This window comes from Methylobacterium terrae (assembly GCF_003173755.1).
GTDB lineage: Bacteria > Pseudomonadota > Alphaproteobacteria > Rhizobiales > Beijerinckiaceae > Methylobacterium > Methylobacterium terrae.
Map to the genome: position 1 here is coordinate 1,235,565 of NZ_CP029553.1, position 15,331 is coordinate 1,250,895.

Sequence of the window (15,331 nt, forward strand, 5' to 3'; positions counted from 1 at the left end):
CCCGTCACGGCTTCATGCGCGACACCCCTCCCACCGACATCGCCGGCGGCCTGCTCCTCACCGCCGCCGCCGGCTACGTCGACGCCGTCGGCTTCCTGCGGCTCGACGGGCTTTACACCTCGTTCATGAGCGGCAACTCGACCCAGTTCGCGGTCTCGCTCGCGCAAGCAGGCCACCCGGTCGCCTGGGAGATCGGCCTATTGTTCGCGTGCTTCCTTGGCGGGGGCTTTGCCGGCAGCCTCGTCTCGCTGCGCCTGCCCGGACGCTGGGGCCCCGTCGCGGTGCTCGGCCTCGAACTCGGCCTCTTGACGGTCGCGCTCCTCATGGCGGTGAGCCCGGTCCAGGGGCCGGCGCCGCCGCTGCTTGCCGCCGCCATGGGGGCGCAGAACGCGGCGCTCCGCCGGAGCGCGGGCTTTCGCCCCGGCGTCACCTTCGTGACCGGCACCCTGTTCAGCCTCAGCCACACCCTCGCCCAGGCCGCGACGAGGACCGGCCCGGCGCTCGGCTGGGTGCCGGATGCCTGCACCTGGCTCGCCCTCGTCGGCGGCGCGGTGGCGGGAGCCCTGGCGTATCGGAGTTACGGGCTCGCGGCGCTGGCGGCGGCGGTCGCCGGGGTCGGGCTGGTGCTCGCCGTCGCGGTCGGGCGGGCGGTGCGACGGGGCGCGACCGCGTGATCGGAGAGCGGGGGGCGGGACCGAGCCCCCCGCCGCACCGCCCCTACCGCAGCACCTGCGACAGGTTCGGGCCCCGCAACGCCGCGAGCGCCGCCATCCGCACCGGGGCGTTCGGCGCGCCGTAGAGGTCGTAGCCGCCCTTGCGCTGCACGACCTCGAAGTAGAACCGCTCCTCGAACGGCGTCGTGTAGAATTGCAGGAACTCGCCGTCGCCGACCCGGTCGTAGAGGATGCTCAGGGACTGCATCCGGGCGATGGTCGCGTCGTCGAGGCCGAAGCGGGCGGCGACGTCGTCGTAGTAGTTCGCCGGGATCGGCAGCAGCGTCGCGCCTGCGGCCTTCAGGGCTTGCGCCGCCGCGAAGATGTCGTCGGTGGCGAGCGCGATGTGGTGGACGCCCGCTCCCGCGAAGCTCGTCACCAGCCGGGCGGTGGCGGTGTTGCGGCTCTCCGAGATGTTGAGCGGCAGCCGCATGGTCCGCTCGGCGTTCGACATCGCCTTGCTGCGCACCAGCCCGTAGGGGTCGGGCAGCACCACCACGTCCTCCGGCTCGAGGCCGAGCACCGCGCGGTAGAACAGCACCCAGGAATCGAGCTGGCCCTCGGGCAGGGCCTGCGCCACGTGGTCGACCCGGGTCAGGAACCCCGCCGGCTCCGCGCCCTCGTCCATCACGAAGTCGCGCTCGAAATCGCCCCCGGTCTGCGGGTCGGTGAGGATGATCAGGCTGCCGTCCGGCGCCCGGATCGACGGGAAGGCGTTCTCGTCCGGCCCGATCCGGCCGCCGAAGCGGGCGGCGCCGTAGGATTCGGCCCGGCCGAGCGCGGCGAGCGCGTCGTCGGTGGCGATGGCCTGCGCGCAGACCGAGGGGCCGTGCATCAGGAAGTAGGACGAGGCGAAGGAATCCGGCTCGCGGTTGAGCACGATGCGGATCTCGCCCTGGCCGTAGAGCGTCACCGCCTTGCTGCGGTGCCGGCCGAGCCGCGCGAAGCCGAGCTGGCCCAGCAGCCGCGCCAGCGCGCCCTCGCAGCGCTCGTCCACCGCCACCTCGATGAAGCGGTGGCCGGCGATCGCCGGCGGCAGCGGCGGATCGAACAGCTCGACCCGGCGGCGGGGGCGCTTCACGGGGGAGGGCGCCAGGGCGGCGGCCTCGTCCGTGCGCCGGACCCGCTCCTCCAGGAACAGCAGCGAGCGGTGGCCATCGGCCGCGGTCTGGCGCGGGGGAGCGGCGCGCATGTCGTCGTTGAAGATCTCGAGCGAGATCGTGCCGGTATAGCCGCAGGCCAGCACCGCCTGGAGGAAGCCCGGCACGTCGAGGTCGCCCTGGCCCGGCAGGCAGCGGAAGTGGCGGCTCAAGGTCAGCGGGTTCATGCCGATGCGCGGCGCATCCGCCAGCTGGACGAAGAACACCCGCTGGCCCGGCAGCGCCGCGATGCCCGACCAGTCGTCGGGGAGCGCCAGCGTGTGGAAGCTGTCGAGGATCAGGCCGAGATGCGGGTGGTTCGCCCGCTCGACGATGCCCCAGGCCCGGTCGAAGGTGCGCACCTTCGTGCCCCAGGACAGGGCCTCGAAGCCGATCTTCAGGCCCCGCTTCGCCGCCCGCTCGGCGAGCTGGTAGAGCTGGTCGGCCATCCGGGAATCGTCGTCGGACACCTCCGTGCCGACATTCGAGCAGACGAGGATCAGCGGCGCGCCGAGCTCCTCCATCAGGTCGAACTTGCGCTCCGCCCGGTCGAGGTTGCGCTTCAGCTGCTCGTCCGACACGCCCTCGAAATCGCGGAAGGGCTGGAACAGGTCGATCGACAGGCCGAGGTCGGAGGCGTAGCGGCGCACGTCGCGGGCGGCGCCGGTGTGGAACAGGAGGTCGTTCTCGAAGATCTCGACCCCGTCGAAGCGCGCCGCCGCGATCGCCTCCAGCTTCTCGATCAACGTGCCGCTCACCGACACCGTGGCGATCGCCTTCCTCATCGCGCCCTCTCCCATCCGTTCGTGCCGGCTCTCATCGCAAACGGGGCCGGCGCCGTCGAGCCCGGAGCGGCGGCCTGACGCCTGCGGCATTTCCAGGTTGACATGAACGTACTGGTTCGTACATTTGGATTCAAGCGCGTCGCAATCGCGCCATCCGAGGAACGCTAGAGAGGAGCCCGCATCATGGGTGCTGCCCCCCAATCCGTCCTGGCCGGCCTGATCGGCAACGGCATCCAGGCCTCCCGCACCCCGGCGATGCACGAGCACGAGGGCGACGCGCAGGGCCTGCGCCTCGTCTACCAGAAGATCGACCTCGAGAAGCTCGGCCTTGGTGCCGACGCGCTGCCCGAGCTGCTGCAGGCCGCCGAGCGGATGGGCTTCTCCGGCCTCAACATCACCCATCCCTGCAAGCAGGCGGTGCTCGCCCATCTCGACGAGCTGTCGCCCGACGCGGCGGCGCTCGGCGCGGTCAACACCGTGGTGCTGCGCGACGGCAAGCGGGTCGGTCACAACACCGACTGGTGGGGCTTCGCGGAGGCGTTCCGGCGCGGCCTGCCGGACGTGGCCCTGGACCGCGTGGTGCAGCTCGGCGCCGGCGGCGCCGGCGCGGCGGTGGCCCACGCGCTGCTGACCCTCGGCGTGCGCGACCTCGTCCTCAACGACATCGACCCGGCTCGCGCCGCCTCGGTCGCGGCCTCGCTCTGCGAGCGCTTCGGCGCCGGCCGGGCGCGGGCCTGCACCGACCTCGCCGCCGAGGTGGCGGCGGCCGACGGCCTCGTCCACTGCACGCCGACCGGTATGGACAAGTATCCAGGCCTGCCGCTGCCGGCGGAATACCTGCATCCGAAGCTCTTCGTCGCCGAGATCGTCTATTTCCCGCTCGAGACCGCGCTCCTGCGCGAGGCGCGGCGGATCGGCTGCCGCACCCTCGACGGCGGCGGCATGGCGGTGTTCCAGGCGGTCGAGGCGTTCCGGCTCATCACCGGCCTGACCCCGGATCCGGAGCGGATGCTCCGCCACTTCGCCGAGCTCGGCCGGACGGCCTGAGCCTCCCCCGATCCGAATCCATGCGGCCCGAGACAACGGGCCCGTCTCCTCCCTCTCCCCACCACAGGAAACGCCCGATGACCTCCTCCGCCTTTCCGGCGGCCGCCAGCGCCGCCGCCGAGCCCGAGGCCGTGAAGACTCCGAAGAAGGCCGCCCTCGCGAGCTGGATCGGCAGCGCGGTCGAGTATTACGACTTCTTCATCTACGGCACCGCCGCGGCGCTGATCTTCCCGAAGCTGTTCTTCTCGCCCGACAACCCGCAGGCGGCGGCGATCGCCTCGTTCGCGACCTTCGGCGTCGCCTACATCACCCGGCCGCTCGGCGCGGTGGCGCTCGGCCATATCGGCGACCGCTTCGGCCGCAAGAAGGTGCTCACCTTCACGCTGCTCCTGATGGGCATCTCGACCTTCATGATCGGCTGCCTGCCCACTTACGACCAGCTCGGCATCCTGTCGCCGATCCTGCTCGTCATCGCCCGCCTGCTCCAGGGCATCTCGGCCGCCGGCGAGCAGGCCGGCGCCAACTCGATGACCCTCGAGCACGCGCCCGCCAACAGGCGCGCCTTCTTCACCAGCTTCACCCTGAGCGGCACGCAGGCCGGGCTGATCCTGGCGACGCTCGTCTTCCTGCCGGTCACGCAGCTGCCCGAGGCGCAGATGCTGTCCTGGGGCTGGCGCATCCCGTTCTTCCTCAGCGCCCTCGTCGTCGCGGTCGGCTTCTGGGTCCGCCGCACCCTGCCGGAGACCCCGGTCTTCGAGAAGGAGCAGCAGGCGCACACCCTCGAGAAGGAGGGCTTGCCGGTCGCGGTCCTGTTCCGCAAGCAGTGGGACGACGTGCTGCGGGTGATCTTCGCCGCGCTGGTCTCGGTGGTGAGCACGATCTTCAGCGTCTTCACCCTGTCCTACGCCGTCAACACCATGAAGATCGACCGGTCGATGATGCTGACCGTGCTGATCCTCGCCAACATCGTGGCGCTCGGCGCGATCCCGGCCTTCGCGGCGCTCGCCGACCGCATCGGCCGCCGCCCGGTCTTCATCTTCGGGGCGCTGGGCTCGGCCGCGCTGATCTGGCCCTACATGTGGGCGATCAGCCAGGGCAACCTTCCGCTCATCTTCGCCTTCGGCATCCTGCTCTCGGGCGTGGTCTACAGCGCCGCCAACGGGGTGTGGCCGTCGCTCTACGGCGAGATGTTCGACACCAAGGTCCGTCTGTCGGGCATGGCGATCGGCACCCAGATCGGCTTCGCGCTCGGCGGCTTCGCCCCGGTGATCAGCGCCTCGCTGCTCGGCACCGGCCCGACCGGCTGGGTCCCGGTGGCGACCTTCGTCACCGCCACGGCGGCGATCGCCGCGGTGTCGATCTTCACGGCGCGGGAGACCTACCGCACGCCGATGGAGAGCTTGGGCAAGCGGTGACGCAGCCTCGCTCCATTCGATGAGGAAGGACCCGCCGCCTCTGCCGAGGCGGCGGGTCCTTCCCGTTTCGCCCCGTCAGAACCGGTAGGTGAAGTTCCCCTTCACCGCGTGGTCCTGCGCCCGCTCGCCGGCCTGGCCGGTATAGGAGACGCCGAGCGTCGCCGCGGACGACACCGCCCAGTCGATGCCGGCTTGCGCCACCACCGCGTCGCGGTTGATCGGCACGCCGGCGACCAGGAAGCCGGTCTGGCCGGCGCCGAAGGCGAGGAGGGCCTTGGGCACCACGTCGCCGTAGGCCCGGCGCCAGCCGACGAGGCCGGTCAGGGTCACCGGCAGGTCGGCCGAGAGCCGGGTCGAGCCCCGCACCCCGACGGTCGTCGCGGCGAGGTCGTTGTCGCGGCCGAGGCCGGAGAGCGCCCCGGGACCGCCGCGCTCCGCGAACGCGTCCTGGCCGATGCGGATCGCGGCCGCGCCGACGAAGGGCTCGATCACGGCCGCCCCGAAGGCCACCCGGTAGCCGACCTCGCCGAAGACCTGCGCGGTGATGCCGCCGTAGCGGGCGCTGAGGCCCTGGGCGAAGCCGGGGGCCAGGATGCTGCGCCGGAGCGACAGGCTGTTGCCCCCGGCGACGCCGCCGAAGCGGAGCGCCAGCGGTCCGAGCGTCGTGCCGGCATAGAGGCCGCCGAAGCCGCTCTCGATCACCCCCGAGGAGGCGCGGCCGGTCACGTCGAGGCTGGTGTTGGTGTAGCCGCCGGCCACACCGACCCGCCAGCCGCCGGGCACCCCGCCGAGATCCATCCGCGTGTCGGCGCCGAGCACGAAGCCGCTGATCTGGCGCGACAGCGAGGCGGCGTTGCCGTCGCCCCGCGTGCGCCCGAAGGCGCCGAAGCCCTGGCCCCAGACCGCGTAGGGGCGCGGCTCGACGAGTTGCGCCGGCACCTGGACCGGCGGCGCGACCCGGCCCGGCAGGTCGGCCGAGTAGGCGGCCGGCAGGCCGGGGGCGGAGAGGCCCGGGAACGGGTTTGCGTCCGACAGGTCGCCGCGACGCAGCCGGTCGAGGATCGCCTCGCGGACGAAGAACGCGGTCTCGAACTGCGCCGTCACCGCGCTGGCGTGGACCTCGCCCGACAGGGACGCGAAGGCGTTGCGCGCCGCCCCGGCATCGGCGTTGACCAGCACGGTCTCGTAGAGCGCGTTACCGGTCCCTAGCGCCTCGATCGCCCCGCCCGTCGCCGCCTGGTTGCGGGTGGCTCCGATCGACGCGAAGGTGGTGGCGTTGCGTGACAGCGTCAGCCCGACGCTGTCGATGCCGTAATCGAGGCTCGCCCCGATGAAGGTGTAGCCCGGACCGGCCGCGTCGAACCGCCCGGTGACCCCTTGCGCCGCCGACAGGATGGTGGTGCGCTGGCCGAGGAGCCCGCGCAGGGCCCCGGGGCTCAAGGGCGCACCGCTCCCTTCCGCCGCTACCGTCACGGTGCCGCCGTCGATCCGCGCCGCGCCGGTGGCGCTGATGCGGTCGCTCACGCCCGGCGCGACCTCGACGGCGTAGAGCGAGCCCGACGCGAAGCTCACGTTGCCGGCGACGTTCAGCGTGCCGATGCTGTTGCCGGGCGCCACCGTGCCGCCCGAGCGGACGGCGAGCCCGCCGACCGTGCCGGTGCCACTGATCGTGCCGCCCGCATTGACGTTCGCCAGCGAGGTGATCGAGCCGTTGACCGCGAGCAGGCCGCCGTTGATCTCGGTCGCGCCCGTATAGGTGCTGGCGCCGGTCAGGATCAGGGCGCCGTCGCCGGCCTTGGTCAGCCCGCCCTGGTAGATGCGGGTGAGGAAGGCCTGGTCGCGGGCCTCCCGCCAGGTGTACTCGGTCTGCTGGTCGGCGGTGGCGCCCGCCGGCAGGCCGGCGCTCCAGCCGCGGGCGGCCTTGTCCTGGATCCAGGTCGCGTGCTCGGCGCCGTCCTCGACCTGGCGCTGGCGCAGGGCCGCGTCCGAGATGTCGTTCGACCAGGTGTCGACGGTGCCGCCCGGCAGGGTGGCGGTGAAGCGGCCGAGGAACTGGCCCGGCCCGTTCATCGCCCGGCCGAGATCGATCTTGCCCCAGCCGAAGGTCTCGTTCGGACGGTCGGCCGGGCCGCTGCCGAGATGGGTCGCCGTGGTGAGCAGCACGTCGCGCGCCTGCTCGTTGGTCATGTAGGGGTAGCGCTCCATCACCAGCGCCAGCGCGCCGGTGACGTGGGGCGCCGACATCGAGGTGCCGCTCTTCGTCCCGTAGCCGGCCACGCCCGTGGTCGAGGTGACGGTGCTGAAGATGTTGCGGCCGGGTGCCGCGATGCACCAGTACTTGGCGAGACCGCAGCGGTTGAACGCCGTGCCGTCGTCGATGGTCAGGCCCGAGGCGGCGATCCAGCGCGATTCGAGGTCGGGCTCGAAATAGGGCAGGGCGGCCCGCACGGTCGGGTTGTTCACCCCGGCATTGCCGGCGGCGAAGACCATGATCGTGCCGTATTGCCGGGCCGTCTCGGCCACCGCGTCGAGCCAGTCGAGCCGGCCCTGGAACTTGGCGTAGCCGGACGCGACCCCGGCGATGGTGTTGTAGTTCTCCGAGGGCGGCGGGCTGCCCCAGGACGAGTTGATCGCCCGCGCGCCGGACGCCGCCAGGTTGCCGTAGGCGGCCTTGAAGTAGGTGTAGTCCTGGTTGGCGCCGTAGATCGAGGAATCGGTGGCGTTGGTGTTGGTGGCGAGCAGGCTGGCGCCGAAGGCGACGCCGTGCATGCCGGTGCCGTCGCGCCGCGCCACGATCGTCCCGTCGACATGGGTGCCGTGGTCGTCGTTGGTGCCGCGGATCCAGGTGCCCGGCACCGAGAACGACGCGCCCGCCGAGAACAGGTCGCTGCGCACGCCCGCGGCGGTCTCGTAGCGGTAGCCGTTCGCGAGGTAATTGCCCTGGACGGTGAGCGGCGTCACCTGACCGGCGAATTCCGGATGGGTGGCGAGGAAGCCCGAATCGACCGAACCGACCACGATTCCGCGGCCGGTGATGCCGCGGGCATAGGCCTGGTCGGCCCGCATCGAGGTCAGGCCCCAATCACCCAGATATTCCGGCGTGCGCCAGCTCGCGGCGTCGCCGAGGCGGCCGGGATCCTGGTAGCCGGACGACTGGGCCAACGCTGCGTAAGAGATCGTCGAGCAGAGGAGCGAGATCAGGCCGCGGGCGGCCATCGTCTTGCGTCTCGTCTGTATCCTGACTTGCATCGAATTTCCTCGATCTGACCGTGGGCTTTGCAGCCTTCTTCTTCAGAGACGGCGCGTGAAAGCGCTAACGATGATGCTAGCCGCAAAAATGCCGGATTGGTGCCGCGATCGTTTCGCAATCGTGTCTTTCCGAGCCGTCGTGGCAGAAACATCACGCGGCTCGACCGTCCGGGCGCGGGCGCGCGGGAACCGATACTCCGGTAGGGCATTAGCCGGGCGTTCCCGCGCGAGGTGCCGGCATGACCCAGCAGATCCCGATCGGCCCCGATTGCGTCGTCGACGAGCCCGCCGGCCCGGACGGCACCCACGCGCTCCGCCCGGACCTCGCCTACCAGCGCCACGCCATCGTCAACGTCGCCTATCTCGGACCGCCGGGGGCCGGCGACCGCGGCTGGGTGCTGGTCGATGCCGGGATCATGGGCTCGCGGGGCGCGATCGAATCCGCCGCGTCCGCCCGCTTCGGGGAGGGCGCGCGGCCGGCCGCGATCGTGCTCACCCACGGCCATTTCGACCATGTCGGCGTGCTGGAGGACCTGGCGGAGGAATGGGACGTGCCGGTCTGGGCGCACCCGCTCGAGCGCCCCTACCTCGACGGCAGCGGTGCCTACCCGGCCCCGGACCCGAGCGTCGGCGGCGGCCTCGTCGCCCGGCTGTCGCCGCTGTTCCCGACGAAGCCCGTCGATGTCGGCGCCCGCCTGCACCTCCTGCCGGAGGACGGCAGCGTGCCGCCGCTGCCGGGCTGGCGCTGGATCCACACCCCCGGCCACGCGCCGGGCCACGTCTCGCTCTGGCGCGCCGCGGACCGGACCTTGATCGCCGGCGACGCCTTCGTCACCACGGCGCAGGAATCGGTCTACGCCGTCGCGACGCAAGCGCCCGAGATGCACGGGCCGCCTCGCTACCTCACGGTCGACTGGGACGCCGCCGGGCGCTCGGTCGAGGCGCTGGCGCAGCTCGAGCCGGAACTGGCGCTGACCGGCCACGGCCGGCCCCTGCGGGGCCCCGGCCTGCGCGAGGCCCTGCACCGGCTCGCCCGCGACTTCCAGGCTGTGGCGGTGCCGGACGAGGGGCGCTACGTCGAGGCGCCGATCCGCGCCGGCGATCCGGCGATGACGCGAAAGCCCTGACGGGCTCTCTCCCCGCTATCCACATCGCCGCCCTCATGGTGGCCGACAGGCGCGAACACAGCTTGACCGCATCGCCCTCGCCGTGGCTTGTTCATGGTATGTTCTAGCGTGAGTCGGCGGTGCCGGCGGCGTGCAGCTTTGGGCGACGATCCATGAACCACGAGCCGGCGGAGCGACGGGACGCGAGGGCGCCCGGCGTCGAGACGATCGCGGCGGCCTACCTCACGGCCGCCGGGGGCGATGCCGGCCTCGCCCTGCGCCGGGCGATCGCCGACGCGCTCGCCGATCTCGGCGAGGCCGAGCGGCGCACGCGCCAGCGCGACCGACTGATCTCGCGGGGCTACGTGCGGGCGGGGCCGATCGGGCGAGCGTGATGAAGGTCCTCGGAAGCGCGTCGCCCCTGAACCCTCCCCTCTGCGGGGGAGGGTTGGGCGTCGCGCTTCACCGTCGGATCGTCTGCCCGCCGCGCCGCGTGCGCGCCGGCACATCGACCCTGCCCTCACCGGACTACGCCATCCCTCACCAGCCGGGACGCTCACCCATGTCGATCCACGCCATCCGCTACGACATCCGCCGCGACCGGGACGGCTGGACCGTCTACGACGTGCGCTCCGGCGCGATCGCGGTGATCGAGGACGTGCTGCAGGTCGGCCTCGCGATGGAGGAGGCCGACGCCGTGGCCGACGCGCTCGCCGCCGAGTGCCCTTGCGCCTCGCTCGCCGGCCTGGTGCCCCGGTTCGCCTGGTTCCAGGTTCCCGCGCGTCCGTGACTCAGGGCCGGAAGCCCTCGAACACCATCTGGTCGGCATGGGCCCGGGCGAGGCGCACCTGTGCCTCGGTCCGCACGGTCCAGGTCATCACCGGCATCCGGCCGAGCAGGCGGCAGAGATGGGTGGCGGCGTTCGGCAGGTCGTCGACGCGCCAGGACAGGAAGTCCGGCCGGCTCTCGGAAAAATGCAGGAGCTGGCCGAGCCCGTGCCGCTGCGCCTCCGTGAGGGCGGCGTAAGCCGGGTCGTCGTGCCCGCTCTCGGCGACGATGCCGCGCGGGATGCCGGGGACGAGGTCGGCGAGCGCCCCGACGACGATCGGATCGAACGACTTCACCGCCACCGGGCCGTCATAGGCCGCCACGACCTCGGCAGTGCGCCTCGCCAGCGCGAGGTCGCCGTCGTGCCGGGTCTTCACCTCGACGATCAGCGGCGTGCGGCCGGCGATGCGGCTCAGGAACTCCGGCAGGGTCGGGACGGCTTCCCCGCTGCCGAGCACCGTGAGGGTCTTGAGGTCGGCGGCGTCGCGCTCGCGCACCGGGCCGTCGGCGCCGGTGAGCCGGCCGAGGCCGGCATCGTGGAAGACCATCGCCTCGCCGTCCCGGCTGAGCTGGACGTCGCACTCGATCGCGTAGCCGCCACTGATCGCGGCTTCCGCCGCCGCGACCGTGTTCTCGGGGATGCCGGCGGCCCGGTCGTGCAGGCCCCGGTGGGCGATCGGGCGGGCGGTCAGCCAGTCGGGGGCGAGTCGGTCTGTCATTGCTTCACAGGTCTCGGCTTCCGGAGTCTCGGCTCTCAGCGGAGCTCGAACATGCCCTCGACTTCGACGACGGCGTCGAGGGGGAGCTCGGCGACGCCGATCGTCGAGCGGGCGTGGCGGCCGCGCTCGCCCAGCACCTGCACCATCAGGTCGGAGGCGCCGTTCATCACGCCGGCGATGGCCGAGAAGCCCGGCGCCGCGTTGATGAAGCCGCCGAGCCGCAGGCAGGACACCACCGCGTCGTCGAGGTTGCCGGCCGCCGCGCGCAGCTGCGCCAGCACGTTCAGGGCGCAGTGCTTCGCCGCCTCGGCGGCGGCCTCGGGCGAGACCGCGGCCCCGACCTTGCCCTTGTGGCCCGGGTCGATCTGGCCGTTCGCCCCGAAGGGCAGCTGGCCCGAGATGATCACCAGGTTGCCGCTGCGCTGGAAGCCGACGTAGTTCGCCACGGGGGCCGCGGCCGGCGGCAGGGCGAGGCCGAGCTCCTTCAGGCGGTCGAGGGTCGCGCTCATCTGTCTGGTCTCCCACCAGGCCCGTCCGGGGCGTGACGCCCGCCGGATTCGAAGGCCGGTCCGTCGTCCCGCGGCGCCCCGCCGCGGCGCGGCCGAGACCGGCCGCCCGCCGGTCTGTGCCCGGAAGGAAGTCCGGCCGCAACCCCGAGCGAGGGGCATCTCGCCGTCGTCTCGGCGTCATCTTCGCTCCCCGGCGTTGACAGGGCGCGCTCGTTCCATAGTATCCGCGCGCGCCGCCCTTCGAGGCGGCGCTTTGTTTTCCGGTCGACCGACTCACTCGACCGCGACGGAGACGAGATCGTGACCTCCTCGCTGCTGCCGACCTACGCCCGGGCCAAGGTGTCCTTCGAGCGCGGTGAGGGCGCTTGGCTCATCGCCCGAGACGGCTCGCGATACCTCGATTTCGGCGCCGGCATCGCGGTCAACTCGGTCGGCCACGGCCATCCGCACCTCGTCGCCGCGCTGACCGAGCAGGCCCAGAAGGTCTGGCACGTCTCGAACCTGTTCGAGGTGCCGGAGGCCGAGCGGCTGGCCCAGCGGCTGACCGAGGCGAGCTTCGCCGACGTGGTGTTCTTCGCCAATTCCGGTGCCGAGGCCAACGAGGCCTGCATCAAGATGGCGCGCAAGTACCACGCCGCCGGCGGCCACCCGGAGCGCTACCGGATCGTCACCTTCGAGGGCGCCTTCCACGGCCGGACGCTCGCCACCATCGCGGCCGGCGGCCAGCAGAAGTACATCGAGGGCTTCGGCCCGAAGGTCGAGGGCTTCGACCAGGTGCCGTTCGGCGACCTCGAGGCCCTGAAAAGCGCCATCACCCCCGAGACCGCCGCCCTGATGATCGAGCCGATCCAGGGCGAGGGCGGCCTGCGCGTGGTCTCGCACGAGTGGCTGCGCACCCTGCGCTCGCTCTGCGACGAGCACGGCCTGCTGCTGATCATGGACGAGGTCCAGACCGGCATCGGCCGCACCGGCAAGCTGTTCGCCCACGAATGGTCGGGCGTGACGCCCGACATCATGTCGTCGGCCAAGGGCATCGGCGGCGGCTTCCCGATGGGCGCCTGCCTCGCCACCGCCGAGGCCGCCCGCGGCATGACGGTCGGCACCCACGGCACCACCTTCGGCGGCAACCCGCTCGCCATGGCGGTGGGCAACGCCGTGCTCGACGTGATCCTCGCGCCGGGCTTCCTCGACCACGTCCGGCAGACGGGCCTGCTCCTGAAGCAGCGCCTCGCCGCCCTCAAGGACCGCCATCCCGACGTGGTCGACGAACTGCGCGGCGAGGGCCTGATGACGGGCCTGCGCCTCGTCGTCACCAACACCGACTTCGCCGCCGCCGCCCGGGACGAGCACCTGCTGGTGATCCCGGCCGGCGACAACGTCGTGCGCCTCCTGCCGCCGCTGACCATCGGCGAGGACGAGGTGAACGCCGCGCTCGACAAGCTGGAGGCGGCCTGCGCCGCCATGGAAACGAGGGGCCGGAGGGCCGCCGAGTGATGAATGCGCCCGTGAAGATCGCGCCGGCCCCCCGGCATTTCCTCGACCTGACCGACTTCTCGAAGACCGAGCTGCGCACGGTCCTCGACGCCTGCGCCGAGCTGAAGCGGCGGCGCCGCAAGGGCGAGCCGCCGGCGGAGCGGCCCCTCGCCGGCAAGTTCCTGGCGATGGTGTTCGACAAGCCCTCGACCCGCACGCGCGTCTCGTTCGACGTGGCGATGCGGGAACTCGGCGGCGAGACCCTGATGCTCACCGGCCGGGAGATGCAGCTCGGCCGCGGCGAGACCGTCGCCGACACCGCCCGCGTACTGTCGCGCTACGTCGACGCGATCATGATCCGCATCCTCGACCACGGCATGATGCTGGAATTGGCCGAGTACGCCACCGTGCCGGTGATCAACGGCCTGACGAAGGACTCGCACCCGTGCCAGATCATGGCCGACGTGCTGACCTTCGAGGAGCATCGGGGGCCCATCAAGGGCCGCACCGTCGCCTGGTCGGGCGACGCCAACAACGTGCTGGCCTCCTGGGCCCACGCCGCGGCGCGCTTCGACTTCCGCCTCAACGTCGCGTGCCCGCCCGAGATGCCGGTGCCGGAGAGCCTGATCGCCCGGGCCAAGGCCGAGGGCGCGGACCTCACCATCACCGCCGATCCCTTCGAGGCGGTGGCGGGGGCCGACGCGGTCGTGACCGATTGCTGGGTCTCGATGGGCGACGAGGACGAGGCGCACCGGCACAACCTCCTGATGCCCTACCAGGTCAACGGCCGGCTGATGGCGGCCGCCGCCAAGGACGCGGTGTTCATGCACTGCCTGCCGGCCCACCGCGGCGAGGAGGTCACCGCGGAGGTGATCGACGGGCCGCAATCGGTGGTGTTCGACGAGGCCGAGAACCGGCTGCACGCCCAGAAGGGCATCCTGGCCTGGTGCCTCGGCGCGGTGCTCTGACAGCCTGCTCGACCGGTCGATCCGGTCGCTCCGGCCGACGCCTCGACCATCCTCGACGTCATCCCGCGTTCCGCTTCGCGGCCCCGGGGTGAGGAAGAGGGTGCGAGTGCCGTGGACCGGTCGGGGTCCGACGCGTCGGCTCGGGCGTAACCCCTTCGAAAACATCGCCCGGGCCTCCATATAGCGGGATACGCCGGTCTCTCGCCGCGGCGTCTCCCGCCCTCGCTCCGCCAGCCCGCTCCCCGCGAGGCCCTGCGGTGCGGCTCGCGCGGAAGGCCCCTCGCCGGGAGACCTTCAGATCGTGCGCGAGAGCCGGCCGACAGACGCGCCGGCGGCGGTGAGAGCATGTCCGACACCACATCTTCCCAAGGTCCCGCGTCCCAGGCTCCAGAGGGCCGCGACGATGCGATCCTGCCCTTCGCGGTCGAGCCCCTCGACGTGCGCGGCCGGGTCGTGCGCCTCGGCCCCTCCGTCGACACGATCCTGCGCCGGCACGGCTATCCCGACACCGTCGCGCGCATCCTCGGCGAGGCCGCGGCGCTGACGGTGCTGCTCGGCTCCTCGCTCAAGTTCGAGGGCCGGTTCCAGCTCCAGACCAAGTCGGACGGCCCGGTCGACATGGTGGTGGTCGATTTCGAGGCGCCGGACCGCGTGCGCGCCACCGCGCGCTTCGACGCGGACCGCGTCGCGGCGGCCGGGCCCCGCGCCGGCACCGCCGAGCTTCTGGGCCGCGGCCACCTCGCGATGACCATCGACCAGGGCTCGGCCCAGAGCCGCTACCAGGGCGTGGTGGCCCTCGAGGGCCAGGGCTTCGAGGAGGCGGCGCACCAGTATTTCCGCCAATCGGAGCAGATCCCGACCCGGGTGCGCCTCGCCGTCGCCGAGCAGGTCGAGGGGGAGGGCGGCAACTGGCGCGCCGGCGGGCTCCTGATGCAGTTCCTGCCGCATTCGCCCGACCGCGCACGGCTGGCCGACCTGCCGCCCGGCGACCTGCCGGAGGGGCACGCCCTCCTCGACGAGGCCACGACGCGGGAGGACGACGCCTGGGTCGAGGCCAAGTCCCTCGTCGCGACTATCGAGGATCACGAGCTCGTCGACCCGACGGTCTCGAGCGAGCGCCTGCTCTACCGCCTGTTCCACGAGCGCGGCGTACGGGTATTCGAGGCGCAAGGGGTGCACGAGGCCTGCCGCTGCTCGCGCGAGCGGGTGATGGGGATGATCCGCAACTTCTCGGCCGAGGAGCGCCGCCACATCGTCGGCGACGACGGCCGCATCGGCATCACCTGCGAATTCTGCTCGCGGCACTACGACCTCGACCCGGCCGAGGTCGAGGCCGAGATCGCCGGCGGCGCGAACGCCTGACCCTCGGGCCTGACGTGG

General features: G+C 72.3%; 13 protein-coding genes. 9 read left to right on the top strand and 4 right to left on the bottom strand.

Annotation, left to right across the window (positions count from 1 at the left end):
- Positions 1 to 14: 14 nt before the first annotated feature.
- A complete protein-coding gene (locus DK419_RS05535; RefSeq protein ID WP_109962144.1) occupies positions 15 to 674 on the top strand; it encodes a YoaK family protein in 660 nt (219 codons plus the stop codon).
- Positions 675 to 717: 43 nt separating this feature from the next.
- On the opposite strand, the gene DK419_RS05540 is transcribed toward DK419_RS05535, so the two are convergent.
- Positions 718 to 2,637 carry a bifunctional sugar phosphate isomerase/epimerase/4-hydroxyphenylpyruvate dioxygenase family protein gene (locus DK419_RS05540; RefSeq protein ID WP_109958203.1) on the bottom strand — a complete coding sequence of 640 codons (1,920 nt, stop codon included), beginning with the start codon at positions 2,635 to 2,637 and terminating at the stop codon, positions 718 to 720.
- Positions 2,638 to 2,820: 183 nt separating this feature from the next.
- Between DK419_RS05540 and DK419_RS05545 the strand changes: the two genes are divergently transcribed.
- On the top strand, positions 2,821 to 3,684 hold the full coding sequence (locus tag DK419_RS05545; protein WP_109958204.1) for a shikimate dehydrogenase: 864 nt from the start codon (positions 2,821 to 2,823) through the stop codon (positions 3,682 to 3,684).
- A 77-nt stretch (positions 3,685 to 3,761) separates the two neighbouring features.
- On the top strand, positions 3,762 to 5,099 hold the full coding sequence (locus DK419_RS05550; RefSeq protein ID WP_109958205.1) for an MFS transporter: 1,338 nt from the start codon (positions 3,762 to 3,764) through the stop codon (positions 5,097 to 5,099).
- 75 nt (positions 5,100 to 5,174) lie between these two features.
- Here DK419_RS05550 and DK419_RS05555 read toward each other — a convergent pair whose 3' ends face one another.
- Positions 5,175 to 8,315: an autotransporter serine protease gene (locus DK419_RS05555; protein WP_162561154.1), complete on the bottom strand. Its 3,141-nt coding sequence runs from the start codon at positions 8,313 to 8,315 to the stop codon at positions 5,175 to 5,177.
- A 272-nt stretch (positions 8,316 to 8,587) separates the two neighbouring features.
- Here DK419_RS05555 and DK419_RS05560 point away from each other — a divergent pair, with 272 nt between their 5' ends.
- From DK419_RS05560 to DK419_RS05570, 3 genes are all read left to right on the top strand, one after another.
- Complete coding sequence (locus DK419_RS05560) at positions 8,588 to 9,475, top strand: MBL fold metallo-hydrolase (protein WP_109958207.1); 888 nt, start codon at positions 8,588 to 8,590, stop codon at positions 9,473 to 9,475.
- Between the two features lie 152 nt (positions 9,476 to 9,627).
- Positions 9,628 to 9,849 carry a hypothetical protein gene (locus tag DK419_RS05565; RefSeq protein WP_109958208.1) on the top strand — a complete coding sequence of 74 codons (222 nt, stop codon included), beginning with the start codon at positions 9,628 to 9,630 and terminating at the stop codon, positions 9,847 to 9,849.
- A gap of 167 nt (positions 9,850 to 10,016) precedes the next feature.
- On the top strand, positions 10,017 to 10,244 hold the full coding sequence (locus DK419_RS05570; protein ID WP_109958209.1) for a hypothetical protein: 228 nt from the start codon (positions 10,017 to 10,019) through the stop codon (positions 10,242 to 10,244).
- Position 10,245: 1 nt separating this feature from the next.
- Here the strand turns inward: DK419_RS05570 and DK419_RS05575 are convergent, their stop codons facing one another.
- Positions 10,246 to 11,001 carry a glycerophosphodiester phosphodiesterase gene (locus DK419_RS05575; protein WP_109958210.1) on the bottom strand — a complete coding sequence of 252 codons (756 nt, stop codon included), beginning with the start codon at positions 10,999 to 11,001 and terminating at the stop codon, positions 10,246 to 10,248.
- 35 nt (positions 11,002 to 11,036) lie between these two features.
- Positions 11,037 to 11,510: a RidA family protein gene (locus DK419_RS05580; protein ID WP_109958211.1), complete on the bottom strand. Its 474-nt coding sequence runs from the start codon at positions 11,508 to 11,510 to the stop codon at positions 11,037 to 11,039.
- A gap of 300 nt (positions 11,511 to 11,810) precedes the next feature.
- Between DK419_RS05580 and DK419_RS05585 the strand changes: the two genes are divergently transcribed.
- From DK419_RS05585 to DK419_RS05595, 3 genes are all read left to right on the top strand, one after another.
- A complete protein-coding gene (locus DK419_RS05585) occupies positions 11,811 to 13,004 on the top strand; it encodes an aspartate aminotransferase family protein (protein WP_109958212.1) in 1,194 nt (397 codons plus the stop codon).
- The gene (gene argF / locus DK419_RS05590; RefSeq protein ID WP_109958213.1) at positions 13,004 to 13,951 is read left to right on the top strand and encodes an ornithine carbamoyltransferase; all 948 of its coding nucleotides are present in this window, start codon (positions 13,004 to 13,006) and stop codon (positions 13,949 to 13,951) included. Before DK419_RS05585 ends, argF begins: the two co-directional genes overlap by 1 nt.
- A 345-nt stretch (positions 13,952 to 14,296) precedes the next feature.
- Complete coding sequence (locus DK419_RS05595; protein WP_109958214.1) at positions 14,297 to 15,313, top strand: Hsp33 family molecular chaperone; 1,017 nt, start codon at positions 14,297 to 14,299, stop codon at positions 15,311 to 15,313.
- Positions 15,314 to 15,331: the final 18 nt, after the last annotated feature.